The following is a 22,248-nucleotide window of genomic DNA, read 5'->3' as shown; positions in this document are numbered from 1 at the left end:
CTGTGCGAAGGTGGCGGAATTGGTAGACGCGCTAGCTTCAGGTGTTAGTGTTCTTACGGACGTGAGGGTTCAAGTCCCTCTCTTCGCACCAATCGATAAATCTCTTCGGAAGCCCTCCCCCCAAAGCTATTCCCAATCGAAACGATAACCAACACGCGATAGCGTGATTTTTGCGTTTTTATCCCAGATTGAAATTCAGGCTGATCGCCGCCAATCCCCCAGCCAATGCCATACAGGAAGGCAGCAGCAGGTAATGCCGCCAGCGGCTGTTGAACAACATCACCAGCGTCGCCAGCATGGCGATCACAATCAGCGTACGCAGTTGCATCATATCCAGGTTGATCAATGCCAGTAACGGCATTAAAGCGCAGGGCAACAAAACGCCCCAGGCGCTGGCCAGCCGATTGCCCAGGCACCAACTGACGCCCCACAACCCACACGCGGTAATCATGGCTGCAATCATGATAACCCTACCCTTCAAGTGATAATGATAACCAATATCATATAACACTTTTTTTCACTGCGCATCATTTTCGCCGCAACCACCAAACGCGGATGACATAACGGTGTAAAAATGATAGTTTGCCATAAGAAAATTCTTAGTCTTATTCGCATGTTAATAATCACAATCAACAACCATACAATGCGAATGTTTAATTCACGCCGATAGAATTTTTCGCCACCTTAATTTTTCGACAGATCGATATTGTGAAGAGTGAACTCCGTATGAACGCGCGTTCTTATCAGGAACTGCTGAACAGCAAACACCGCTTATCATTATTTTTATTTTTGTTAATGAACGCGGCCTCTTCCATATTTACATTATTGGTCCCATTTAATGACAAGCCAGCTTTTACCCTACCTTTATTAGGTATACCGATATTTTGTCTGGTGGCGCTGTTATTTACCTTGCAGTCTCCACGGTTATACGTCAAAAAATTGAATCTATTTTCCTGCGTGCTTGGCTTGCTGTGGGCTGCCCATATTTACGTTAAAAGTCAGTACTGTGCGCCGAACAACCAAAGTTTTCTATTAATTAGTCTGTTCAGTATGTTTTTTATCAGCGCCATTGCCTTAACCGATAACTTTATCGCTTTTTGCCTGCACGCCGTGCCTTCCGCCCTGGTTATTCTATTACTGGACGGTATGCACAATACCACCAGGATCGTATTCACCACGGTATTGCCGATTATCGCATTCTCTATTCATCATCTGATGCTCAAACGCAGCGAGCTTTTTACCCAAACGCTGGTAGCCAATCTGTATAACGAACGGGACCGGTTCAGCAATTTGAGCATGATCGATCCCTTAACCGGGCTTTATAACCGACGGGGACTGGAAAATAAAATCAATATGCTGACGGTACCGCCGTCGGGTTGTCATTTCGTGGTGTTACTCGATATCGACCATTTCAAGGCTTATAACGATAACTATGGTCATACCATGGGCGATCAGGCGCTGGTGCAGGTTGCCATCACCATCCGCGATTCGGTGCGTTCTCGCGATATTGTGGTGCGCTACGGCGGGGAAGAGTTTCTGGTGCTGCTGACCAACGTCAGCGAGGATTACGCCACCCAGTTGGCCGAACGGGTGCGGCTGCGGGTGCAGGGATTAAAAATCCCCCATCGCTTCAACCAGTTGGAAAGCACCACTGTGACGCTCAGCGCCGGGATCTCCGCCTTGGACAAACTTGACGTGTCCTCGGCGATCCGTGCGGCCGATGCCGCCTTGTATCAGGCGAAAAACAACGGCCGCAATAATATTCAGTTGGCGCCTAGCGTGCAGCCCGCCGCTGTCTGAGCCGGCGGGCCAGACTTTTAGCGACGGCGCTGCTGCAAACCGTAAACAAACACCACGCCGAAGCACAACAGCGGCAGCACATACGACAGTGCCGTACTGTATTTGTCCGCCAGCGCCCCCATAAAGTAAGGCATGATGGCCCCCCCGACGATCGCCATGATCATAAAGGAGCTGGCGCGCTTGGTGTGTTTGCCCATGTTTTTCACCCCCAGGGCGAAAATGGTCGGGAACATGATCGACATAAAGAAGAACACCGCGATCAATGCCACCACCGAGACCCCATCCAGGCTGAGCATCACCACGCCACACAGCGCAATGTTAATCAGCGAGTAGATCATCAGCAACGTGGCCGGCTTGACCCGGCCCATCAGCCAGGTGCTGAAGAAGCGCCCGACCATAAAGCAAATCATGGCGATAGAAAGCAAGTAGGACGCACTTTGGTTGGACACTTCGTTCCAGTGTTCGGTGGCGTAGTTGATAAAGAATGCACCGACGCCAACCTGGGCTGCCACATAGAAGAACTGGGTGATCACCCCGCCGACAAAGTGTTTGTGCTGCCATAGCCCCTGAGCGATTTCACCGTGTTCCGGTTGCTCTTCCTCACGAATGTCCGGCAGCCGGGTGCGGCCGAACAAAAAGGCAATCAGCAGCACCAGCACGGCGATCGCCACATAGGTCATCTTCACCGCGCTCTGGTCGCCGCTGCTCGCCCCTTGGGTGGCAGAGAAAAACAGCGTGCCGCCGATCATCGGGCCGATAAACTGCCCCAGACCGTTAAACGACTGGGAAAGGTTCAGCCGCCGTTCGGCCCCCTTCGCGTCGCCCAGTACCGTGGCATAAGGGTTGGCCGCCGTTTCCAGGCAGCCCAGTCCACAGGCAATGACAAACAGCGCGAACAGGAACATGGCGAAGCTGTTGGCGGATGCCGCCGGCACAAACAGCAACGCCCCCAGCGCATACAGGCACAGCCCGACCAAAATTCCGGCCTTGTACCCTTTCTTATCCATAAAATAGCCGGCGGGCAGCGCCACCAGGAAGTAGGCGCCGAAATATGCCGCCTGCAATAATCCCGACTGCGCCTTGGTAACGTGCAATGTCTCCTGGAAGTGTTTGTTTAATACGTCCAACAGGCCATACGACAGCCCCCACATAAAGAACAGGCTGGTGACCAGAATAAAAGCCCAGCGCAGGTTGGCGGTTGACTTGACGCCCAGCTGTGGCGGGGCCGCACTTTTTTCAGCAAGCATTGATATATCCTCGGTAGGGTAACGATGTTATTGTTTTTGCAAAGAAAATATCTGCTCCATCTCCACCCATTTTTCGCCTTTTGGCGTCCAGGGGGTGGCGACCTGGTATTGCCACATCAGGGCTTCCCAGCGCTGCACGTGGGGGTTGCTCAGGCCGGCGGCGGCAAACCGCGCGGCATCGAACTCGGTACTAACGTCAACAATCATGAACAGCCGGGTACCCAGCCGATAAATCTCCATATCCAAAATGCCGTGCTCTCGCAGATATGCGGCAATCTCCGGCCAGATACGCTGGTGATGGTGCAGGTACTCCTCGATCAGCGCCGGTGAGTCGACCAGATCGAGCGCCTGACAAAAGCGCCGTCCCCTGTCCGCCGCGCCACTCATGTGATCGCCCGATCAAGATGCAGATAACCGCCATCCACCGACAGCCATTGCCCGGTGGTGTGCGACGAACGCGATGAAATCAAAAACACCACGGTGTTGGCGATTTCCTGCGGCGTGGTCATCCGATGTTCGAGAGGAATGCGTGCGGTAATTTTCTCGAGCTGCTGTTCCGGCTGCTCGAAGGTACTGATCCAGCGCTGATACTGCGGTGTGATCACCTCCGCCGGAACCACCGCATTCACCCGTACGCCTTCATGGCGCAGCGACACCGCCCACTCGCGGGTCAACGCCAGCACGGCGCCCTTGGCGGCGGTATAACCGCTGGTGTCGCCCTGCCCGCTCAGGGCCGTTTTGGAAGCGATGTTGACGATGGCCCCCTTGCTGTTTTGCAGCGCCGACTGACACAGATGCGCCATCAGGTAGTAATGGATCAGGTTTTTCTCCAGCGATCCGACAAAGGCCTCGCGGCCGGCCTCCAACCCCACGCCATCGTTAACACCGGCGTTATTCACCAGCGCATCGATGCGGCCGAAGGTCTCTTGCGTTTGTGCCACCGCCCGTCGACAATCCTGCTCTTCGCATAAGTCGGTGATGATCACCGCACTCTGCGGCTGCAACTGCCGTAGCTGCGCCAGAAACTCCGCCTCTGGCGCAGCGTTGGTGACAATCACCGGGATCGCCCCTTCCTCCGCCAGCAGCAGGGTGATGGCCGCACCGATGCCGGAACCGCCGCCGGTGACGATCACCACCTTATCTTTCAGATACAGATCCATAACCAGACTCCGTTAAGCCATAAATTCGGCAGGCGGTACCGCCCCAAATCTCCGCCTGTTGCGAAGGACTCAGCGTGGCGATCGCCTGCTCACTCAGTTGATAAACCTGGCCATAGTCCCCGGCCAGCAGGCACACCGGCCAGTCGGAACCGAACATCAGCCGCTGCGGGCCGAATGCCTCCAGCGCCGCATCAAAAAACGGCAGCAGCTGCGATGCCTGCCACCGGCCACCGGGCACTTCGGTGATAAGCCCCGACAGTTTGCAGACCACATGGCCCAATGCCGCCAACGGCTTGATTTGCTGTGCCCAGTGCTTTGCGCCCAAAGCGATATCCGGTTTACCGAGATGGTCCAATACCAACCAGTAGTCGTCATGTTCAGCGGCAAACTGCGCCGCCGCCGTCAAGTGCCGGTGGGTGACCAACATGTCGTAGACATAGCCCTGCCGCTGCAGCATCTGCATGCCGCGCCGCACTTCCGGCCGCGCCAGCCAGGCGTCCGGCTGCGGTTCATCCTGCACCAGATGACGCAGGCCACGCAGCAGAGGCTGCTGCCGCCATTCACCAAGCCGCTGCGCCAGCTGCGGCGCAGTGATGTCCAGCCAGCCCACTACCCCGCAGACGCCACGGCTCTGCTGCACCTGTGCCAACAGTGCCTGTGTTTCCTGCTCGCCATGGCGGGCCTGCACCACCAGCGCACCGTCAAAACCGTGGCGTTGCAGCAACGGATCAAGCTGCGCCGGACCAAAGTCCTGCTGCAGCACCGCCATCTGCTCGCTGATCCACGGGTAGCGTTGCGGATGGTATTGCCAGTAATGTTGGTGGGCATCGATGCGCAGCATGGGCTGTTTCCCGCTCAACCGCGGAACCGATACTGTTCGAGCGATGACGCGTGCATCTCGATCGAGTAACCCGGATGACGTGGCGGCATATAGGCCGCCCCCTTGACGTCGCAAGGGTGAACAAAGTGTTCATGTAAGTGATCCACGTATTCGATCACCCGTCCTTCGTGTGTACCGGCAATGCACAGATAGTCGATCATCGACAGATGCTGAACGTATTCACACAGCCCCACACCTCCGGCATGCGGACACACCGGGAGGTTGTATTTGGCCGCCATCAGCATCACCGCCAGCACTTCATTGACGCCCCCCAGGCGACAGGCGTCGATCTGCACCACGTCAATCGCTTCACGCATGATGAACTGCTTGAACATAATGCGGTTTTGGCACATCTCGCCGGTGGCAACCTTGACCGGATGAACCCCTTCGCGAATGCGACGGTGCCCTTCGACATCATCCGGGCTGGTGGGCTCTTCGATAAACCAGGGCTTGGCGAATGCCAGATGTTTAACCCAAGGGATGGCGTCGTTGACCTCCCAGACCTGATTGGCGTCGATCATCAGTTGACGATCGGGGCCGATGACCTCGCGAGCAATGCGCACGCGGCGGATATCGTCTTCCAGATCGCGCCCCACCTTCAGCTTCAGGTAGGAGAAACCGGCATCGACCGCTTCCTGACACAGCCGACGCAGCTTGTCGTCCGGGTAGCCCAGCCACCCGGCGGAGGTGGTGTAACAGGGGTAGCCTTCCTCCAGCAGCCGTTCCAGACGCTGCTCTTTACCCTGTGCCCGCTGTTTGAGCAGCGTGAGCGCCTCCTGTGGCGTAATGCAGTCGGTGATGTAGCGAAAATCGATGCAGCGCACCAGTTCCTCTGGCGTCATCTCCGCCACCAGCCGCCACACCGGCTTCCCCTCGGCTTTGGCCCACAGATCCCAAACCGCGTTGATCACCGCGCCGGTCGCCAGGTGGATCGCCCCCTTGTCCGGCCCGATCCAACGCAGTTGGCTGTCGCTGGTAAAACGACGCCAAAAGGCCCCCATATCGGCGGCGATCTCTTCCAGAGTGACACCGACGATCTGGTGCTCCAGCGCGCGGATCGCCGCGCAGCAGATCTCATTGCCGCGGCCAATGGTAAAAGTCAGCCCGTGGCCGCTCAGATCGGCGCGATCGGTCTCCAGGATCACATAAGCGGCGGAGTAGTCGGGATCCGGATTCATCGCATCGGATCCGTCCAGCGCCAGTGAAGTCGGGAAGCGAATATCTTCCACCCGCAGTGCGGTAATCGTTGTCATGGCAATGCTCCCCATCAGGCCTGTACGGTTGTTTGACGCTGTTCACCCAATCCCTCGATACCCAGCCGCATCGTCTGTCCGGCTTTCAGGTAGAGAGGCGTGGGTTTCTGCCCCATGCCGACGCCCGGCGGCGTACCGGTCGAAATCACATCGCCCGGTTGCAGGCTCATAAAACGGCTCAGGTAACTGATAATTTGCGGAATGCGGAAGATCATGGTGCTGGTGTTGCCGTCCTGATAACGCTTGCCGTCCACCTCCAGCCACAGGTTCAGGCTATGGGGATCGGCAATTTCGTCGGCGGTCACCAGCCAGGGGCCGGTGGGGCCAAAGGTGTCGCAGCCTTTGCCTTTGTCCCAGGTACCGCCGCGTTCAATCTGGAATTCACGCTCCGAAACGTCGTTAATCACGCAGTAACCGGCGACGTGGCGCATCGCGTCCTGTTCGCTGATGTAGCGTCCGCCCTGGCCAATAATCACGCCCAGCTCCACTTCCCAGTCTGTTTTAAGCGAGTCACGCGGGATTTGTACCTCATCGTTCGGCCCGACCACCGCGCTGGTCCATTTGTTGAAAACTACCGGCTCGGAGGGGATCGCCGCGCCGGTTTCCGCCGCATGGTCGGCATAATTGAGGCCAATGCAGATAAATTTGCCGATGTGGCCCACGCACGGCCCCAGTCGCGGTTGTCCTTCCACCCGCGGCAGTTGGTTGATGTCCAGTGCACGCAGTTTGTCCAAGGCCGCCGGCAGCAACGCATCTCCGCTCAGGTCAGCAATATGCTGCGACAGATCGCGGATCTGCCCGTGCGGATCCAATATTCCTGGGCGTTCCTGTCCCGGTGCGCCGTAACGTAAAAGTTTCATGATGTCCTCACTCTAAAAATGTTCCAAAGCGCCTGGCCTCAGTTGCTCCAGCCGCCATCGATAATCTGTACCGTCCCTGTGGTGTAGGAGCTGGCGTCGGAGGCCAGATACAGCGCCAATTGGGCGATCTCGCCGGTGGTGCCGATACGGCCAATCGGTTGACGAGCCACAAACGCCTGGTACACCTCTTCTTCGCTACGTCCCTGCTCGCGCGCCTGCTCGGCGATGCGCTGCCGCAGCGAAGGCGACTCCACCGTGCCGGGACAAATGGCGTTGCAACGGATGCCCTGAGTGACGTAATCCGCCGCCACCGAACGCGTCAGGCCGATTACCGCCGCCTTGGTGGCGCTGTAGGCAAAGCGGTTAGGCACTCCTTTCACGCTGGAAGCCACCGAGGACATATTGATAATCGACCCGTTTTTTCGCGCCAGCATGCCGGGCAGAAAGGCGCGGATCATGCGGTACATCGCGGTCACATTCAGATCCAGCGCAAATGCCCACTGATCCTCACTGCACTCCAGGATTGATCCGCTGTGTACCACGCCGGCGCAGTTGAACAGCACGTCGATCGGACCAAGGCTTTCCGCCGCTGCCGCAATCGCCGCGGCATCGGTGACGTTAAGCGTCATTGGCTCGATGCCGGGCAAACCCTGCAGTTGCTCGGTGTTGATGTCGGTGGCAATGACTTGCGCGCCTGCCTCAGCAAAAAGTTTGGCGGTACTGAAGCCAATCCCCTGGCCGGCGGCGGTGATCAGCACGCGTTTTCCGGTTAAATTCATTTTCGCTCCCTTGACTTAAAGGTCTAATGGTCAGGCCACTCGGGGCAATTAAAGGTCAGGCCTTTAACATGACAAAAGACGCTTTACGCGTTATGGTTTGGTGAGAATGTTATGAGATACACTTGGAACAGCTTTTTGATTAACCAATTTTTTACACTTGAATAACGATTACTCAAGCGGTTTGACTAATAACTGTGCGCTGAATCACTTAACACGGAAAAGGCCAAGGTAAAAAATGCCGATCACCCGACTGGAAAACCCTCGTATTTACAGACAGATAGCCGACCAATTGAAACGGCTTATCGATAACAATGAATTTCCTCCCGGCAGCCGACTGCCCTCCGAACGCGATCTGGCCCAGCAGTTACAGGTTAGCCGGGCCTCCGTTCGAGAGGCGCTGATCGCGCTGGAAGTGATTGGCCTGGTGGATGTCAAAGTCGGCAATGGGGTGATCGTCCGGGCGCAAACGCCGGTGATGACATCGCAAGAGCCGGTGATGGCCCAGGCCGGCCGGGATCAGTGGGCGGAAATCGATGATGAATTGAATATCGAGCTGGATTTTAACGCCGAGCTGCCGCCGTTCTCACTGCTGCAAACCCGCCTGTTGATCGAACCCGAAACGGCGGCACTGGCGGCACGGCACGCCACCGATCAGGAACTGGCGGGCATCCGTGAGGCCTACGAGCAAAACTGTCGTGATAACCGCGCGGGATCGGCCACCCATCCCGGCGATCGGCTGTTCCATATCCGCATCGCCCAGGCCAGCGGCAACCCAGCTTATGCCTTTATCATCGGCCACCTGCTCGGCCACCGCTACGGCAGCATGTTCCGCGTACTTCAGCGTCACTATACGCCGGATGACATGCCGCACCGTTCCGAGCAGGAACACCGGGAAATTCTGGCCGCTATCGAGGCGCGTGACGTGCGTGGCGCACGCAAGGCGATGAAAGCGCATCTGGACGAAGTGATCGCCATTTTCGCCCGCGCGCAGTAGGACGATTGGTCGGCATCAGGGCGGTGAGAAATTTTTTCTCAAACCGCCTTTTTTCCACATGCAGCCAAGGCTCAGGCACATTACACTGACAGCATATTGCATTGCACCCTATGGCTTTCAAGTTGCAGCTAGGCGACCTGCTCGCTCATCCCCAGCTTTTGTAGAGGCGCCGCATGCTGCGCCCGCATTAATCGGGGCGAATATATTCGCCCCCTACAGTAACTGGGATGAGTGACAAATCTGTCGGAAACGGATTTGAACGCTGCGGCTTGAAAGACGACGGGTATAGGCCCTTTCACTGCTGCCTTTTAAAATGGATAACCATCGTTGAAGAACTCTTTCTCCGCTTCATTGCTGGCGCTGAGCCTGTGTGCCGCGCCGCTGGCCGCGCAGGCCGCCGCCCCGCAGCTGGCTTCGCAAATCGTCGACCAATATGCCGAGCACATTTTCTACAACAGCGGCGCCACCGGCATGGCGCTGGTAGTGATCGACGGCAATCAGGTGGTTAACCGCAGTTTTGGCGACACCAAACCCGGTAACAACCTGCGTCCGCGCCCGGATTCTCTGATCCGCATCGCCTCGATCACCAAGCTGATGACCAGCGAAGTAATGGTAAAAATGGCGGCGGAAGGCCGGGTCAAACTCACCGATCCGCTGCGCAAATACGCCCCGTCCGGTGCCTACGTACCGGCTTATAACGCTCGCCAGCCGATCACCTTGCTGAACCTGGCCACCCACACCAGCGCACTGCCGCGTGAGCAACCGGGCAAGAAACCGCCTAAAACGCCGGTGTTCACCTGGCCGACCAAAGCGCAGCGCTGGCAGTGGCTGGAGCATGCCAACGTGACGGTACCGCCGGGCGTACGTGCCTCTTATTCCAACCTGGCGTATGACCTGCTGGCGGATGCGCTGTCACGAGCGGCGGGTAAACCTTACAGCGCCCTGCTGAAAGAAAAAATCACCGCGCCGCTCGGTATGGTCGACACCACCCTGACCCCCAGTGCCGAGCAGTGCTCACGGCTGATGGTTGCCTCAGCCGGCCCTAGCGCCTGCCGCGATACCACGGCCGCGGCCGGCAGCGGCGGCGTTTACTCTACCCCACGCGATATGCAGCGCTGGATGCAACAGTTCCTCACTTCCAACGTCTCCGGCCCACGCAAATCAACCGCGGCCAGTGAGCAGACCATGTACTTCCAGCGTAACGATCTGGTTTCGCTCAAAGGGATGGATGTGCCGGGTGAAGCCAGCGCCCTGGGATTGGGATGGGTGTATATGGCGCCGAACGGCGAACTGCCGGGGATTATTCAGAAAACCGGCGGTGGCGGTGGCTTTATCACCTATATGGCGATGATCCCGCAGAAAAACGTTGGGGTATTTGTGGTGGTAACCCGCTCGGAACTGAGTAAATTCACCAACATGAGCGATCCGGTTAACCGGCTGGTCGCCGAGTTGGCGACCAACAAAAGCTAATGCCGTAACGGGGCGCAGCCCGTGCGCCCCGCCGTTTTCAGACTAACGCCGCCATCTTGTGCATCACCGGATGGAAGTTGCGTTTGAAGTAGATCAGGCCGTTACCGCCCGCACTCACCCGGATCTGGCGGATCTGCACCAGATAAACCTGATGGGTGCCAATGCTCTGGATCTGCTCGATCTCCCCTTCCAGACTGGCCAGCGTGTTACGCAGCACCGGCTGATTCAGTGCGCCGTTTTGCCACTCCTCCAGACGGAAACGATCCTCCATGCTGAGTTCGGTCATACCGGCGAAGTGGCGCGCCATCAGCTCCTGCTCATGATTCAACACGTTAACGCACAGACGCTGATTCGCCTGGAAAACCGGGTTCATCGCGCTGTTGCGGTTAATGCAAACCAGCAGCGTCGGCGGCGTATCGGTCACCGAGCACACGGCGGTGGCGGTAATGCCGCAGCGCCCCGCAGGACCGTCGGTAGTGACGATATTCACCGCGGCGGACAGGCTGGCCATCGCGTCGCGAAACAGCAAACGGTGTTCATTTTCCTGAGACATACACCCCTCCTTCAGGATCACTTGAGCAAGTTATCCAGCTGATTAATGTCACCATTATTATGCAGATGCGGCACTTTCCAACCGTGCTGGTCGTAGTCGGACAGGCATTTGTCGACCATCTCCATCATCTGGTTCATGGCGCCGGATCCCTGTGCGTTGCGCAGACACTGCAGGCGGATCTCATCCTGGCTGCCGGCGTAGTTGATCTCATACAGCTCGTGGCGACCGCCGAATTCGCTGCCGATCGCATCCCACATCAGCTTGAGGATCTTGATGCGTTCAACGTGATCCATACCGTCGGATCCGCGCACGTAACGCGCCAGGTATTTATCGATCTCCGGGTTATTCATGTCGCGCACGCTGGACGGCAGATAAATCAAACCGCTGGTGACGTTCTTTTCGATAATGTGCTTCACCTTGGTGTAGGCCATTGGTGCCATCACGCGGTAAGTTTGCATCGCGGTGGAATCCGGCAGATAAGCGCCGTTTTCCCATTTGGTGGCCTCGGCGCACATCGCATCGCTCAGTGACCAGAACATATTGCGCCAGGCCACCACTTCGCCAAGATCGGCCTGTACGCCACGGAACTCCAGCACGCCGGTACAGGACAGGCTTTTTTGCAGCAGCGCGGTGATAAAGTCCATCTTCACCGCCAGGCGCACACAGGCCTGCAGCGGGAACAAACGAGCGAAGCCCCCTTGCGTGCTCCAGCGACGGCAACGATCAAAATCGCGGTAGATCAGTACGTTTTCCCACGGGATCAGCACATGATCCATAATCAGGATCGCATCGTTCTCATCGAAACGGCTCGAAAGCGGATAATCGAACGGGGATCCCGTTGCACCCGCCACCAGCTCATAAGAGGCGCGAGAAATCAGCTTCACCCCTTCGGCGTCCATCGGCGCCACAAACATCAACGCGAAGTCCGGGTTATCCCCCATCACCTGGGCAGAACCAAAACCGATAAAGTTATAGTGGGTCAGCGCAGAGTTGGTCGCCACCACCTTGGCCCCGCTGACGATAATGCCCGCGTCGGTCTCTTTCTCCACCTGAATGTAAACGTCTTTCACTTCGTTGACCGGCTTGTGGCGGTCAATCGGTGGGTTAACGATAGCGTGGTTAAAGTACAGGCCGGTTTCCTGAATGCGTTTGTACCAGTGGCGCGCGTTATCGGCAAACTGACCATAAAACTCGGGATAAGCCCCCAGCGCACACCCGAAGGCTGCTTTGTAGTCCGGGGTGCGCCCCATCCAACCGTAACTCTGGCGCGACCAGTCGGCGATAGCATCACGCTGCTGGCGCATCTCTTCCGGGCTGCGGGCGTAGCGGAAGAATTTGTGAGTGTAACCGCCGTTGCCGGTATCGGTGTTCCAGCACAGGCGATCCTGGCTGACCGGATCGTGCAGCGCGTCGTACAGTTGACCGACCGAAGCCGCTGCATTACGGAATGCCGGGTGAGTGGTGACATCTTTCACTCGTTCGCCGTAGATATAAATCTCACGGCCGTCCTGCAAACTTTTCAGGTATTCGGCACCGGTGAACGGGCGTTTGTTGTCAGCACGAAAGTCTTCAGGTTTCATTAAGCATTCCTCGTAATCGGCCGTATCCTTCATATTTGCAGTTGCCGCGGTGTTGACTGCGCTCCCTCACCCGAATCACTGACCAAAGTCAGCTCATCGGGATGCGTTCACTGGTCGCCTTGCTGCAACTCCAACTATTTTGGCTAGCACTAATATCGTTTGAACATTTTATTGTTAATAAAATGTTTTCTTTTGGTTGCTTAATTGAAGCTTCCAGCGCCGGTTTCGAGAAGAGACTTTTGCGGCAAACGCCGGTACTTTTCAGGCGGGTTGGCCACAATCGCCGCGAATTGTGATCCATACAGTGTTCCGCCGTTATGAAAGGGGATGCTGCGCGGCGCGGTAGGTCGAGGGTGAACAGCCTTCCAGACGATTGAAGAAACGCGCGAAATAGGCCGGATCCTTAAAGCCCAGACTGTAGGCGGTTTCATGCACCGTACAGGCGCTGAATAGCAGCATGCGCTTGGCTTCGCGCAGCAGGCGATCGAAGATCAAACGTTTGGGGGGCTGATTGGCAAACCGTCGGCACAAATCGTTGAGCCGCGATTCGGTGACGCCGAGCGCCTGAGCATAGTCCGGCACCGCCAGGTGATCGCGAAAACGTTCGTCCACCATCTTGTTGAAACGCTGGAACAGCTTCAGCTCACCACGCACGCCGCTGGTGGCGGTATCCTCCAGCGTGGTATTGCGCAACAGCAGGGTAAACACCGCCTGCGCCAACAGTACCAGCGTCTGTTCGCGGCCCACCAACCTCTGGCTGAACTCACGCCGGATCAGCGCCCAGTAATGGCTAAGCGCGGTCAATTCCTGCGGTGCATCCGCCAGTGAAAGGCAAATGCCCGGCATGTCCAACGCCAGATTGCTGCCAGGGTAGAGGCGCTCCAGCAAAGGCCAAATCAGCTCCTGGCGTACCGTCAGCACGTGGCCGTCGCTGTCCGGTTCGGTGAAAAATGCATGGGGCACCGAGGGCGGCGTCAGGATGAACAGCGGTGCCTGCACCGAATAGTGCTGGCTGTCCAGCTGCAGCTCAATCTTGCCGGTCTCCAGAAAATGCATCTGGAAAAACCGATCGTGCCAATGCACCTGCATATCGCGGCCAAAAAACGCCGCCAGTCCGGCGAAGGTTTCATAGTGCACTTCGTCGGTGGCGTAACGCGCATCGTACTCTTTACAGATATCGATATTGGCGATAAAACCGGTACTTTTCTGCACATCATCCTCCATCAGCGATGAGATCAGTGATAAGCCTTTTATTAGGCGTCATTGTCGCAGGCAGTTTGGCCATGGACAGCGCGCAGGAACCCGAGCGTACACGCAGTACGTAAGGGGTCCGAGCACTGCCCTAGGCCAAAATGGCAAGTAAAATAGCCTAATATCAGGCTTATGGCGTGGCCCGTGGACGCGAGCCCTGCATCGGGATCCGCCACACGATCACGGCACCGATGATCAACAACGCCGAAACGAAATACAGCCCAGAGTTAAAGCTGCCGGTCAGATCCTTAAACCAGCCGATCAATACCGGGCTGACCGCCGATCCGATATTGCCGGTGGCATTGATCACCGCGATCCCAATCGCCCTCGCCTCGAGGCTGATGGACTGATCCGGCGTAGTCCAGAAGATCGCCATCGCCGTGAACGACCCCACCGACGCCATCACGATCCCCAGCAGCTGGATCATGCTGTGATCGGTGGCCGACGCCAGCAGCCAACCGGCAGCGGCAAACAGGTACGGCAGCGCGGTATGGTGTTTGCGCTCTTGCAGCCGATCCGATCTCTTACTCCACCACACCATGCCGGCGATGGTACAGACTTGCGGGATCGCCGCCAGAATACCGATCACAATGTTGCTACTGCTCTGATTGAAGCTCTGCAGGATCTGCGGCGTCCAGATATTGATGGCGCTCAGGGTGTTGGTCAGACAGAAATAAGCCAGGGTATACATCAGCACAATCGGGGTGAAAATTTCCCGCCACAGGCTGCGCTGTTGCAATGCCCGATGGCTGCCCGGCCCATTGGGCTGCACCAGTTGCAGTTTGTCCGCCTCCATCATCGCCTTCAGACTGGCCTTTTCCTCGTCGGTCAGCCATTTGGCCTTGGCAGGAGTATCGTCGAGGTAGAACCACACCACCACGCCCAACAGCACCGAAGGAATGCCCTCCAACAGGAACAGCCATTGCCACCCTTTGAGGTTCATCAGCCCGTCCAGCGCCAGAATATAGCCGGACACCAACGAGCCAATCGCCATGGTTACCGGCATGGCGATCATAAACAGCGCGTTGGCGCGAGCGCGGTAAAAAGCCGGGAACCAATAGGTGAGATACACCAGAATCCCCGGCAGAAAACCGGCCTCGGTAATACCTACGATCATCCGCAATAGGTACAGGCTGGTCGGCCCGGTGGCGAACAGCGTGCAGGTCGAGGCGATGCCCCACAGCACCATGATGGTGGCGATCCAGCGTCGCGCGCCGACGATCCCCAGCATGATATTGCTCGGAATGCCGAAGATCACATAGGTGACGTAGAACAAGGTTGCCGCCAGGCCGAACATGGTCGAGCTCAGGCCGAGATCCTTGCCCATCGTCAGCCCGGCGAAACCGATGTTGATGCGGTCGAGGAAAGAGAAAACAAACAGCACAAACAGGAAAATAATCAGTCGCCGAAATAACTTTTTAATCACCGATTGCTCGGCGGCGGTTAACGCTTTATGTTGCTGCGCCGGGTTGACCGGCGGCAGCGAATCGACGTTGCTCATGGTGTCTCCAATAAGATGGCGGCCTGCAACCTAATAAACGCTCGGGGACTGTACGGGCGGCAGCTCTTGTTTAAAGCGGCTGGCCAAAGATTCCGCCGCTCGCGACAGCAGGGTGGTATCCACCCCTACTGCGACAAACAGCGCGCCGGACGCCAGATAGTGCTGCGCCAGTTCCGGGTTGGCCGTCAGAATGCCTGCTGCCTTACCGGCGGCGCTGATGCGTGCTATAGCGTCGTCGATAGTACGCTGCACTTCCGGCTGCTGTGGATTGCCGGAAAACCCCATGTCGGCACTGAGATCCGCCGGGCCGATAAATACCCCGTCGACCCCCTCCACCTGCAGGATGGCATCCAGGTTTTTCACCGCCTCACGGGTTTCGATTTGCACCAGTACGCACATCTGCGCGTCGGCCTGTTGCAGGTAATTCGGCACCCTGTTCCAGCGGGAAGCACGAGCCAGCGCACTGCCAACGCCGCGTATGCCATGCGGCGGATAACGGGTGGCTCGCACCGCGTCACGCGCCTGTTCTGCGTTCTGGATCATCGGGATCAGCAGCGTCTGCGCACCAACGTCCAACAGTTGCTTGATCATCACCGGATCATTCCATGCCGGACGCACCACTGGATGACTCGGATAAGGCGCGATGGCCTGCAGCTGGCCCAATACCGTTTGTACGTTGTTAGGCGCGTGTTCGCCGTCGATCAGCAGCCAGTCGAAACCGGCCCCGGCCAGCATTTCTGCGCTGTAGCTGCTGCACAGCCCCAGCCACAGGCCAATCTGCGGGCGTTTTTCCTGCAACGCCTGCTTGAAAGGGTTGGTTAACATGGTGTTCTCCATTGGTTTTTCCACTCTCCCACAGGGAAAGGGCCGATCAGACAAAGCGACAGCTGATGCAGCCCATCGGGCCATAATCCGCATGGAAGGTGTCGCCACGTCGGGCGGCAACCGGTCGGGTGAAGGAACCGCCGAGGATCACCTGCCCGGCTTCCAGCTCTACGTCGTACGGGAAAAGTTTGTTGGCCAGCCAGGCCACGCCGTTGGCCGGATGGTTCAGCACCGCTGCCGCCACGCCAGACTCTTCAATCACGCCGTTGCGGTACAGCAACGCGCTGATCCAACGCAGATCCAACGCGTCCGGTTTGATCGGCCGCCCGCCCATCACCACCCCGGCGTTGGCGGCATTGTCGGAAATGGTGTCGAACACCTTGCGCGGGCGCTGAGTTTCGGGATCCACGTTATGGCTGCGCGCATCGATGATCTCCAGGGCCGGAATGATGTAATCGGTGGCGTTATAAACGTCGAACAGCGTGCAGTTTGGCCCGCGCAGCGGCTTGGCGAGCACGAAGGCCAGCTCCACCTCGACGCGCGGCACGATAAAACGGTCGATGGGAATATCGCTGCCATCGTTGAAAAACATGTCGTCCAGCAGCGCGCCGTAATCCGGCTCGGAGATCTGGGAGCTGACCTGCATGGCGCGCGACGTCAGGCCGATTTTATGGCCCTTGAGTTTGCGCCCTTCGGCGATCTTCAGCTCTACCCACTGGCGCTGAATGGCGTAAGCGTCTTCAATGGTGATCTCGGGATGATCCAGCGACAGCGCGCGGATCTGCTCGCGGTTTTGCTCCGCCTGATGCAAGCGCTGCACGGCACGACTAACCAGCTCTTTATTCAACATTGACGGCCCCTTAGCCTTGGCGAAATAGCGCGTGGACATTGTTTTGCTTGTAGTTCAGCACCGGATCCAGCTCTTCCATCGTGAAGGACAGCGCCAGATAGCGCCTGGCCATCAGCGCGGCAAAATGTTCTTTGATCAGCGCAAACAGCATCTCACCCACCTGTTCACGACTTTCCAGGCTGCGGCCGTGACCAATCTTCAATGTCATATGCACGAAGGCGTAATCGTGCTTACCGTCGGCCATCTGCCAGGTATCCAGCCAGATAGCGCGGCTGCGCACTCCGGCCAGCGGAAAAATACCGGTGTCCGCCAGTGCCTGATTGACCTTGGCGAACAACGCGGGGAGCTCGGCTTCTTCGCGGATGTTATTGGTGCATTCAGCATAAAAATGCGGCATAGCAATCTCCGGGAGACGAATTTGCGCGAACGCCTGTCCGCGCGTTGGGGGCTACAGGGTGTTACCGAGCTTAAAGCCTTTCTCTGTATCGCCTTGACGGGTATAGGAAAAACCATCCGCGCCAATGGTGACGGCCATTTCGCTTGGCGCGTTGCGTTCGATAACCGGCTGCGGTTGGCCATCGAGATCGAGCACCAGTGACCCCTCGGTGTACCAGCTTGGCACTACCGGGTTGCCCCACCAGTCGCGGCGCTGGTTATCGTGCACATCCCAGCTCACGGTCGGGTTGTCAGGATCGCCGGTGTAGTAATCCTGGGTATAGATTTCTACGCGATGGCCATCGGGATCGCGCAGATAGAGATAGAAGGCGTTAGAGACGCCGTGGCGGCCTGGACCACGTTCGATCAAATCGGATTTACGCAGTGCGCCGAGCTTGTCGCAGATGGCCAGAATGTTGTGTTTTTCATGGGTGGCGAACGCAATATGGTGCATACGCGGCCCGGCGCCGCCGGTCATCGCGGTGTCGTGCACCGTGGCTTTGCGGCGCATCCAGGCGGCGTAAACCACGCCATTTTCATCCCGGATATCTTCCGTCACGCGGAACCCCAGGCCCTGGATGTATTCCACCGCACGCGGAACATCGGGCGTGATCTGGTTAAAGTGGTCGAGACGTACCAGCGCCCCTGGCGTGTAGAGATCGTAACGCCAGGCCAGACGCTCGACGTGCTGCACGTCGTAGAAGAATTCGTACGGGAAGCCGAGCGGATCCTCTACCCGCACCGAATCGCCAATGCCTTTGGCGAAGCCATTCACCCGACGCTCGGTACGGCAACCCAACGCTTTGAAATAGGCTTCGGCCCGATCGACGTCTTCCGGCGTACGCACCCGGAAGGCAAAGGCCGCAACCGCAGCCACCGGCCCTTCACGCAGCACCAGATTATGGTGGATAAACTCCTCCATCGACCGCAGATAGAGGGTTTTCTCGTCCTCGGCGGTCACAACCAGACCCAGGATATCGACGTAGAATTCGCGCGCGGCTTTAAGGTTGGTGACCTGAATTTCCATATAGGCGCAGCGCACAACATCGGGAGCAGGGACAGCATCGGTGGTAAGTTTGGTCGTCATTGTTCTCATCTCCTTCTTTTTTATTATGGTTTGAGGCTTAAACGCCCCAGCGCGGGATCGGGTGGTCACCCATGGAAATGCACACGTTCTTCATCTCGGCGAACACTTCAAAGCTGTATTCCCCGCCCTCGCGGCCGGTGCCGGAAGATTTCACGCCGCCAAACGGCTGGCGCAGATCGCGTACGTTTTGGGTATTGACGAAAACCATCCCCGCTTCAATATTGCGGGCCAGGCGCAGCACCTTGCTCACATCCTGCGTCCAGATGTACGACGCCAGGCCGTACTCCACGTCGTTGGCCATGCGCAGACCGTCTTCTTCCGATTTGAACGGCAGCAGGCAGGCCACTGGCCCGAAAATCTCCTCCTGCGCGATGCGCATCCGATTGTCGACATCCGCCAGCACCGTTGGGCGCAGGAAGTTGCCGTGGCTCAGACCAGCCGGTTTGTCCGGGCCACCGGCCAACAGGGTGGCGCCTTCTTCCAGCCCGAGGCGGATATAGCCGGACACTTTTTCCCAGTGCTGCTGGCTGATCAACGCCCCAACCTGCGTGTTGGGATCCTGCGGATCGCCTACGCGCAGGCGGTTGGCGCGCTCGGCAAAACGTTTGACGAATTCCGGGTAAATGCTCTCTTGAATAAAGATGCGCGAACCGGCGGTGCAGCGTTCACCGTTGATCGAGAAAATGGTGAACAGCGCGGCGTCCAGCGCACGTTCGATGTCGGCATCTTCGAAAATCAGTACCGGCGATTTCCCGCCCAGCTCCATGGAAAACTTCTTCAAGCCCGCGCTTTCAATGATCCGGCGTCCGGTGGCGGTGCCGCCGGTAAAGGACACTGCACGCACGTCCTTATGACGCACCAGCGCATCCCCGGCGGTGGCGCCGTAACCCTGCACCACGTTGAGTACCCCGGCCGGAATGCCGGCTTCCAGCGCCAGTTCGCCCAGGCGATCGGCGGTCAGCGGCGACAGCTCGGACATTTTCAGCACCGCGGTATTGCCCAGCGCCAGGCAAGGCGCGGTCTTCCAGGTTGCGGTCATGAAAGGCACGTTCCACGGTGACACCAGCGCACACACCCCCACCGGCTGGATCAGCGTGTAGTTGAGCATCTTGTCGTCCACCGGATAGGTGCGGCCGTTCATCTGCTGGCAGATCTCGGCAAAGAACTCGAAGTTGTGAGAAGCGCGCGGGATCAGCACGTTTTTGGTTTGGTGGATCGGCAGACCGGTGTCGGCGGTTTCCATCTCGGCAATCTGCGGCACGTTTTCGTCAATCAGCTCGCCCAGACGACGCATCAGGCGAGCACGCTCTTTCATTGGCGTATTGGCCCATTTCGGGAACGCAGCCTTGGCGGCAGCCACCGCCTGATCGATCTCCAACTGCCCGCCGGAAGCGACCTCTGCCAGCACCTCGCCGTTGGCCGGGTTGGTGGTAGTGAAATACTCTTTGCTGGCTACGTTTTTACCGTTAATCCAATGGTTGATGGTTTTCATCGCAGGCTTTCCTCGTAATCTTTTTCACTGATGATGTGGTTAACCAGGCGGCCGATGCCCTCAATCTCCACCACCACTTCATCGCCCGGCTGCACGTCGGCCAGCCCTTTCGGCGTACCGGTGGCGATCATGTCGCCCGGCTGCAGCGTCATAAATTCACTCAGGTAACTGATCAGGTAGGGGATATCGAAAATCATGTCGGCGGTGCTGCCGCGCTGGCGCAGCTCGCCGTTGACGTAGGTGCTGAGTGCCAGACGGTGCGGATCGGCGATATCGTCACGATCGACGATGTACGGCCCAATCGGCGTCAGGATATCGCGGCTTTTCACCCGCAGATTCGGGCGGTAATAGTTTTCCAGATAGTCGCGAATGGCGTAGTCATTGCACAGCGTGTAGCCCGCCACGTACGCCATCGCATCTTCGCGGCTGACGTTACGCGCCGTCTTGCCGATCACCGCCACCAGCTCGGCTTCGTAGTGCATATAGTCGACGTTGGCCGGACGTACCGAAACCTGCCGATGGCCGGTCAGGGTGTTCGGCGCCTTGAGGAACACCAGCGGCTCTTCCGGGGCCTTGAATTCCAGCTCGCTGGCGTGATCGGCATAGTTCAGCCCCAGGGCAAACACCGTGCCCTGCGCCGGTGGCAACCACTCGACGTCCTGCTCTGGCAACACCGTGCCGTTCGGCAACGTCACGCGCAGTTGCTCGTCGACGCTGACATTAACAATTTGGCCATGATGGCGAATACGGGCGTGTCTCATGCGGTTTCTCCTGCCTGCACTACGCGGTTGGTCAGGGTCGGCAAACCGGCGGCACGCACCCTCACTTCATCTCCAGGTTTGATCTCCACCCGCTGGTGTGGCGTGCCGATCAGCACTGCGTCGCCCGGCTGCAGGGTAATAAAATCGCTGATGGCGGCGATCAGTTCCGGCACCGAACGCACCAAATCGGCCGTCGACCAGCGATCCTGCTCTACCCCGTTGATTTCGGTGATGATCTCCACCGCATCGGTGGTCACCAATGAACCGATCTCCCCCAACGGGCAAAAACCGTCGCGGCATTTCGCTTTGATCGCCGGGCGGTAGAAGCTGCTTTCCGGCAGGCTGATGTCGTTGGCCAGCGCATAACCGGCCAGATAGTCGGCGACCCGTTCGGCCGGCACCTTACGGGCGGTGTTGCCAATCACTACCGCCAGCGTGGCGCCGCTTTGCACTTGCTCACCGGCAGGAAACGGGATCGCCCCGCCGTTGGCGAGGTGGGTATTGCGCGGTTTGATAAACCACACCGGGGTCTTCGGCGGGGTTTTATACGGCGGCTGATGAAACGCCTGATCCCAAGCGTCTATCTGGCTGCGGTGATTCAACGCGACGGAAAATACGGTGCCTTTCATGCAAACTCCTTTCAATGACACAACAGGGCAATTCAGCATTCATTAATATGTTAATGAATACTTTTATACGCTGTTCAGCTTTTACGCAACGCCGGTGGATTGATTTGTGATCGTGATAACAAAATATTCACAACCCATGAACATTGGCGTGATTATTCAACGAATTAATCATTTTTAGGTGATTTTTACCGCTGCGGATGCGTTTTCGCTTTATCCATCGGGGTAAACTTGGCTACTATTAAGTTATTAATAAAATCAGGATTTACCGATAGGGGTATTGCAGTGTCCGCACGGCCACCTGCTGAGCCACAACGGTAAATGCCTGAATGACGAACACCTTTATAGCCAAGGCCAAATCTATGCATGAGTCCTTAACCATTGCCCTGCTGCAAGCGCGTGAAACCGCCATGGGCTTTTTTCGCCCGATCCTGAAAAGCCATAACCTGACCGAACAGCAATGGCGCATCATTCGCGTTTTGGCCAATAGTCGTTCGATCGAATTCCACGAATTGGCAGCAGAAACCTGCATCCTGCGCCCCAGCCTGACCGGCATTTTGTCGCGCATGGAACGCGATAAGCTGATTTTCCGCCTGAAACCGGTTAACGATCAGCGCAAGCTGTACGTGTCTCTCACCCAGCAGGGTCAGGAGCTGTATGAAGTGGCGCGCCACCAGGTAGAACAGGGGTACGCTGAAATCGAAGCCGCATTTTCACAGCAGAAAATGGACCAGTTGATGACCTTACTGGACGAACTGATCACCCTGGGGGATAAACTGCCCGCCAACGTGACCGCTCATCCCACAAAGAAATGATCCTTCCGATTATCATCCTCTGATTAATT

23 protein-coding genes and 1 tRNA gene are annotated in these 22,248 nt (G+C 57.5%); 5 read left to right on the top strand and 19 right to left on the bottom strand.

Annotation, left to right across the window (positions count from 1 at the left end):
- Positions 1-4 precede the first annotated feature (4 nt).
- Positions 5-91, top strand: a tRNA-Leu gene (locus NR114_RS18720).
- Between the two features lie 87 nt (positions 92-178).
- Here NR114_RS18720 and NR114_RS18715 read toward each other — a convergent pair.
- Positions 179-463, bottom strand: coding sequence for a DUF1435 domain-containing protein (locus NR114_RS18715; RefSeq protein WP_020825103.1), 285 nt, complete (start codon positions 461-463; stop codon positions 179-181).
- A 263-nt stretch (positions 464-726) separates the two neighbouring features.
- On the opposite strand from NR114_RS18715, the gene NR114_RS18710 reads away from it, so the two are divergent.
- Complete coding sequence (locus tag NR114_RS18710) at positions 727-1,800, top strand: GGDEF domain-containing protein (protein ID WP_020825102.1); 1,074 nt, start codon at positions 727-729, stop codon at positions 1,798-1,800.
- Between the two features lie 17 nt (positions 1,801-1,817).
- Here NR114_RS18710 and fucP read toward each other — a convergent pair whose 3' ends face one another.
- Genes fucP through NR114_RS18675 form a run of 7 tightly spaced genes read right to left on the bottom strand, consistent with a single transcriptional unit; the run spans position 1,818 to position 7,979 of the window.
- On the bottom strand, positions 1,818-3,047 hold the full coding sequence (gene fucP / locus NR114_RS18705) for an L-fucose:H+ symporter permease (RefSeq protein WP_020825101.1): 1,230 nt from the start codon (positions 3,045-3,047) through the stop codon (positions 1,818-1,820).
- A 27-nt stretch (positions 3,048-3,074) separates the two neighbouring features.
- Positions 3,075-3,434: an L-rhamnose mutarotase gene (locus tag NR114_RS18700; protein ID WP_174573709.1), complete on the bottom strand. Its 360-nt coding sequence runs from the start codon at positions 3,432-3,434 to the stop codon at positions 3,075-3,077.
- Positions 3,431-4,207: an SDR family oxidoreductase gene (locus NR114_RS18695; protein ID WP_234530357.1), complete on the bottom strand. Its 777-nt coding sequence runs from the start codon at positions 4,205-4,207 to the stop codon at positions 3,431-3,433. Before NR114_RS18695 ends, NR114_RS18700 begins: the two co-directional genes overlap by 4 nt.
- The gene (locus NR114_RS18690; protein ID WP_234530356.1) at positions 4,185-5,048 is read right to left on the bottom strand and encodes an amidohydrolase; all 864 of its coding nucleotides are present in this window, start codon (positions 5,046-5,048) and stop codon (positions 4,185-4,187) included. The genes NR114_RS18695 and NR114_RS18690 overlap by 23 nt, the downstream gene beginning before the upstream one ends.
- Positions 5,049-5,062: 14 nt before the next feature.
- Positions 5,063-6,340 (bottom strand): L-fuconate dehydratase, encoded by a 1,278-nt coding sequence (locus NR114_RS18685; protein WP_048762886.1) that lies wholly within the window; start codon positions 6,338-6,340, stop codon positions 5,063-5,065.
- Positions 6,341-6,354: 14 nt separating this feature from the next.
- Positions 6,355-7,200, bottom strand: a complete 846-nt coding sequence (locus NR114_RS18680) for a fumarylacetoacetate hydrolase family protein (RefSeq protein WP_041414170.1) — start codon at positions 7,198-7,200, stop codon at positions 6,355-6,357.
- A gap of 38 nt (positions 7,201-7,238) precedes the next feature.
- A complete protein-coding gene (locus tag NR114_RS18675) occupies positions 7,239-7,979 on the bottom strand; it encodes an SDR family oxidoreductase (protein ID WP_020825095.1) in 741 nt (246 codons plus the stop codon).
- A 235-nt stretch (positions 7,980-8,214) separates the two neighbouring features.
- On the opposite strand from NR114_RS18675, the gene NR114_RS18670 reads away from it, so the two are divergent.
- Together NR114_RS18670 and ampH are read left to right on the top strand one after the other, a co-directional pair.
- On the top strand, positions 8,215-8,973 hold the full coding sequence (locus tag NR114_RS18670) for a FadR/GntR family transcriptional regulator (protein ID WP_020825094.1): 759 nt from the start codon (positions 8,215-8,217) through the stop codon (positions 8,971-8,973).
- A gap of 327 nt (positions 8,974-9,300) precedes the next feature.
- Positions 9,301-10,443: a D-alanyl-D-alanine-carboxypeptidase/endopeptidase AmpH gene (gene ampH, locus NR114_RS18665; protein ID WP_020825093.1), complete on the top strand. Its 1,143-nt coding sequence runs from the start codon at positions 9,301-9,303 to the stop codon at positions 10,441-10,443.
- 37 nt (positions 10,444-10,480) lie between these two features.
- Here the strand turns inward: ampH and hpaC are convergent, their stop codons facing one another.
- The 11 genes from hpaC to NR114_RS18610 all read right to left on the bottom strand — a co-directional run bounded on the left by hpaC (position 10,481) and on the right by NR114_RS18610 (position 21,407).
- A complete protein-coding gene (hpaC, locus tag NR114_RS18660) occupies positions 10,481-10,996 on the bottom strand; it encodes a 4-hydroxyphenylacetate 3-monooxygenase, reductase component (RefSeq protein ID WP_020825092.1) in 516 nt (171 codons plus the stop codon).
- 17 nt (positions 10,997-11,013) lie between these two features.
- A complete protein-coding gene (hpaB, locus tag NR114_RS18655) occupies positions 11,014-12,576 on the bottom strand; it encodes a 4-hydroxyphenylacetate 3-monooxygenase, oxygenase component (RefSeq protein ID WP_115060186.1) in 1,563 nt (520 codons plus the stop codon).
- A 315-nt stretch (positions 12,577-12,891) separates the two neighbouring features.
- Complete coding sequence (gene hpaA, locus NR114_RS18650; RefSeq protein ID WP_020825090.1) at positions 12,892-13,800, bottom strand: 4-hydroxyphenylacetate catabolism regulatory protein HpaA; 909 nt, start codon at positions 13,798-13,800, stop codon at positions 12,892-12,894.
- Between the two features lie 157 nt (positions 13,801-13,957).
- Complete coding sequence (gene hpaX, locus NR114_RS18645; protein ID WP_020825089.1) at positions 13,958-15,328, bottom strand: 4-hydroxyphenylacetate permease; 1,371 nt, start codon at positions 15,326-15,328, stop codon at positions 13,958-13,960.
- A gap of 30 nt (positions 15,329-15,358) precedes the next feature.
- Positions 15,359-16,153 (bottom strand): 4-hydroxy-2-oxoheptanedioate aldolase, encoded by a 795-nt coding sequence (gene hpaI, locus NR114_RS18640; RefSeq protein ID WP_306217710.1) that lies wholly within the window; start codon positions 16,151-16,153, stop codon positions 15,359-15,361.
- Between the two features lie 46 nt (positions 16,154-16,199).
- Entirely contained in the window at positions 16,200-17,003 is an 804-nt protein-coding gene (gene hpaH / locus NR114_RS18635) for a 2-oxo-hept-4-ene-1,7-dioate hydratase (protein ID WP_020825087.1), read from the bottom strand.
- A gap of 10 nt (positions 17,004-17,013) precedes the next feature.
- Entirely contained in the window at positions 17,014-17,400 is a 387-nt protein-coding gene (locus NR114_RS18630; protein WP_020825086.1) for a 5-carboxymethyl-2-hydroxymuconate Delta-isomerase, read from the bottom strand.
- 51 nt (positions 17,401-17,451) lie between these two features.
- A complete protein-coding gene (gene hpaD, locus NR114_RS18625) occupies positions 17,452-18,525 on the bottom strand; it encodes a 3,4-dihydroxyphenylacetate 2,3-dioxygenase (protein WP_020825085.1) in 1,074 nt (357 codons plus the stop codon).
- A 37-nt stretch (positions 18,526-18,562) separates the two neighbouring features.
- Entirely contained in the window at positions 18,563-20,017 is a 1,455-nt protein-coding gene (gene hpaE, locus NR114_RS18620) for a 5-carboxymethyl-2-hydroxymuconate semialdehyde dehydrogenase (protein WP_020825084.1), read from the bottom strand.
- Complete coding sequence (locus NR114_RS18615) at positions 20,014-20,778, bottom strand: fumarylacetoacetate hydrolase family protein (RefSeq protein WP_234530354.1); 765 nt, start codon at positions 20,776-20,778, stop codon at positions 20,014-20,016. The genes hpaE and NR114_RS18615 overlap by 4 nt, the downstream gene beginning before the upstream one ends.
- Complete coding sequence (locus tag NR114_RS18610; RefSeq protein WP_046374572.1) at positions 20,775-21,407, bottom strand: fumarylacetoacetate hydrolase family protein; 633 nt, start codon at positions 21,405-21,407, stop codon at positions 20,775-20,777. The genes NR114_RS18615 and NR114_RS18610 overlap by 4 nt, the downstream gene beginning before the upstream one ends.
- Before the next feature lie 359 nt (positions 21,408-21,766).
- On the opposite strand from NR114_RS18610, the gene hpaR reads away from it, so the two are divergent.
- The gene (gene hpaR, locus NR114_RS18605; protein ID WP_041415197.1) at positions 21,767-22,219 is read left to right on the top strand and encodes a homoprotocatechuate degradation operon regulator HpaR; all 453 of its coding nucleotides are present in this window, start codon (positions 21,767-21,769) and stop codon (positions 22,217-22,219) included.
- Positions 22,220-22,248: the final 29 nt, after the last annotated feature.

The organism is Serratia sp. Ser99, from assembly GCF_024519545.1.
Classification (GTDB): Bacteria; Pseudomonadota; Gammaproteobacteria; order Enterobacterales; family Enterobacteriaceae; genus Serratia; species Serratia liquefaciens.
The sequence above is the reverse complement of the archived record's forward strand: the minus strand, read 5'-3'. Positions and strand labels throughout refer to the sequence as shown.

Bases quoted from the DNA above. Each gene is read 5' to 3' on its own strand.
- NR114_RS18715 (WP_020825103.1), bottom strand. From the start codon at position 463: ATGATTGCAGCCATGATTACCGCGTGTGGGTTGTGGGGCGTCAGTTGG.
- NR114_RS18710 (WP_020825102.1), top strand. From the start codon at position 727: ATGAACGCGCGTTCTTATCAGGAACTGCTGAACAGCAAACACCGCTTA.
- fucP (WP_020825101.1), bottom strand. From the start codon at position 3,047: ATGCTTGCTGAAAAAAGTGCGGCCCCGCCACAGCTGGGCGTCAAGTCA.
- NR114_RS18700 (WP_174573709.1), bottom strand. From the start codon at position 3,434: ATGAGTGGCGCGGCGGACAGGGGACGGCGCTTTTGTCAGGCGCTCGAT.
- NR114_RS18695 (WP_234530357.1), bottom strand. From the start codon at position 4,207: ATGGATCTGTATCTGAAAGATAAGGTGGTGATCGTCACCGGCGGCGGT.
- NR114_RS18690 (WP_234530356.1), bottom strand. From the start codon at position 5,048: ATGCTGCGCATCGATGCCCACCAACATTACTGGCAATACCATCCGCAA.
- NR114_RS18685 (WP_048762886.1), bottom strand. From the start codon at position 6,340: ATGACAACGATTACCGCACTGCGGGTGGAAGATATTCGCTTCCCGACT.
- NR114_RS18680 (WP_041414170.1), bottom strand. From the start codon at position 7,200: ATGAAACTTTTACGTTACGGCGCACCGGGACAGGAACGCCCAGGAATA.
- NR114_RS18675 (WP_020825095.1), bottom strand. From the start codon at position 7,979: ATGAATTTAACCGGAAAACGCGTGCTGATCACCGCCGCCGGCCAGGGG.
- NR114_RS18670 (WP_020825094.1), top strand. From the start codon at position 8,215: ATGCCGATCACCCGACTGGAAAACCCTCGTATTTACAGACAGATAGCC.
- hpaC (WP_020825092.1), bottom strand. From the start codon at position 10,996: ATGTCTCAGGAAAATGAACACCGTTTGCTGTTTCGCGACGCGATGGCC.
- hpaB (WP_115060186.1), bottom strand. From the start codon at position 12,576: ATGAAACCTGAAGACTTTCGTGCTGACAACAAACGCCCGTTCACCGGT.
- hpaA (WP_020825090.1), bottom strand. From the start codon at position 13,800: ATGGAGGATGATGTGCAGAAAAGTACCGGTTTTATCGCCAATATCGAT.
- hpaX (WP_020825089.1), bottom strand. From the start codon at position 15,328: ATGAGCAACGTCGATTCGCTGCCGCCGGTCAACCCGGCGCAGCAACAT.
- hpaI (WP_306217710.1), bottom strand. From the start codon at position 16,153: ATGTTAACCAACCCTTTCAAGCAGGCGTTGCAGGAAAAACGCCCGCAG.
- hpaH (WP_020825087.1), bottom strand. From the start codon at position 17,003: ATGTTGAATAAAGAGCTGGTTAGTCGTGCCGTGCAGCGCTTGCATCAG.
- NR114_RS18630 (WP_020825086.1), bottom strand. From the start codon at position 17,400: ATGCCGCATTTTTATGCTGAATGCACCAATAACATCCGCGAAGAAGCC.
- hpaD (WP_020825085.1), bottom strand. From the start codon at position 18,525: ATGACGACCAAACTTACCACCGATGCTGTCCCTGCTCCCGATGTTGTG.
- hpaE (WP_020825084.1), bottom strand. From the start codon at position 20,017: ATGAAAACCATCAACCATTGGATTAACGGTAAAAACGTAGCCAGCAAA.
- NR114_RS18615 (WP_234530354.1), bottom strand. From the start codon at position 20,778: ATGAGACACGCCCGTATTCGCCATCATGGCCAAATTGTTAATGTCAGC.
- NR114_RS18610 (WP_046374572.1), bottom strand. From the start codon at position 21,407: ATGAAAGGCACCGTATTTTCCGTCGCGTTGAATCACCGCAGCCAGATA.
- hpaR (WP_041415197.1), top strand. From the start codon at position 21,767: ATGCATGAGTCCTTAACCATTGCCCTGCTGCAAGCGCGTGAAACCGCC.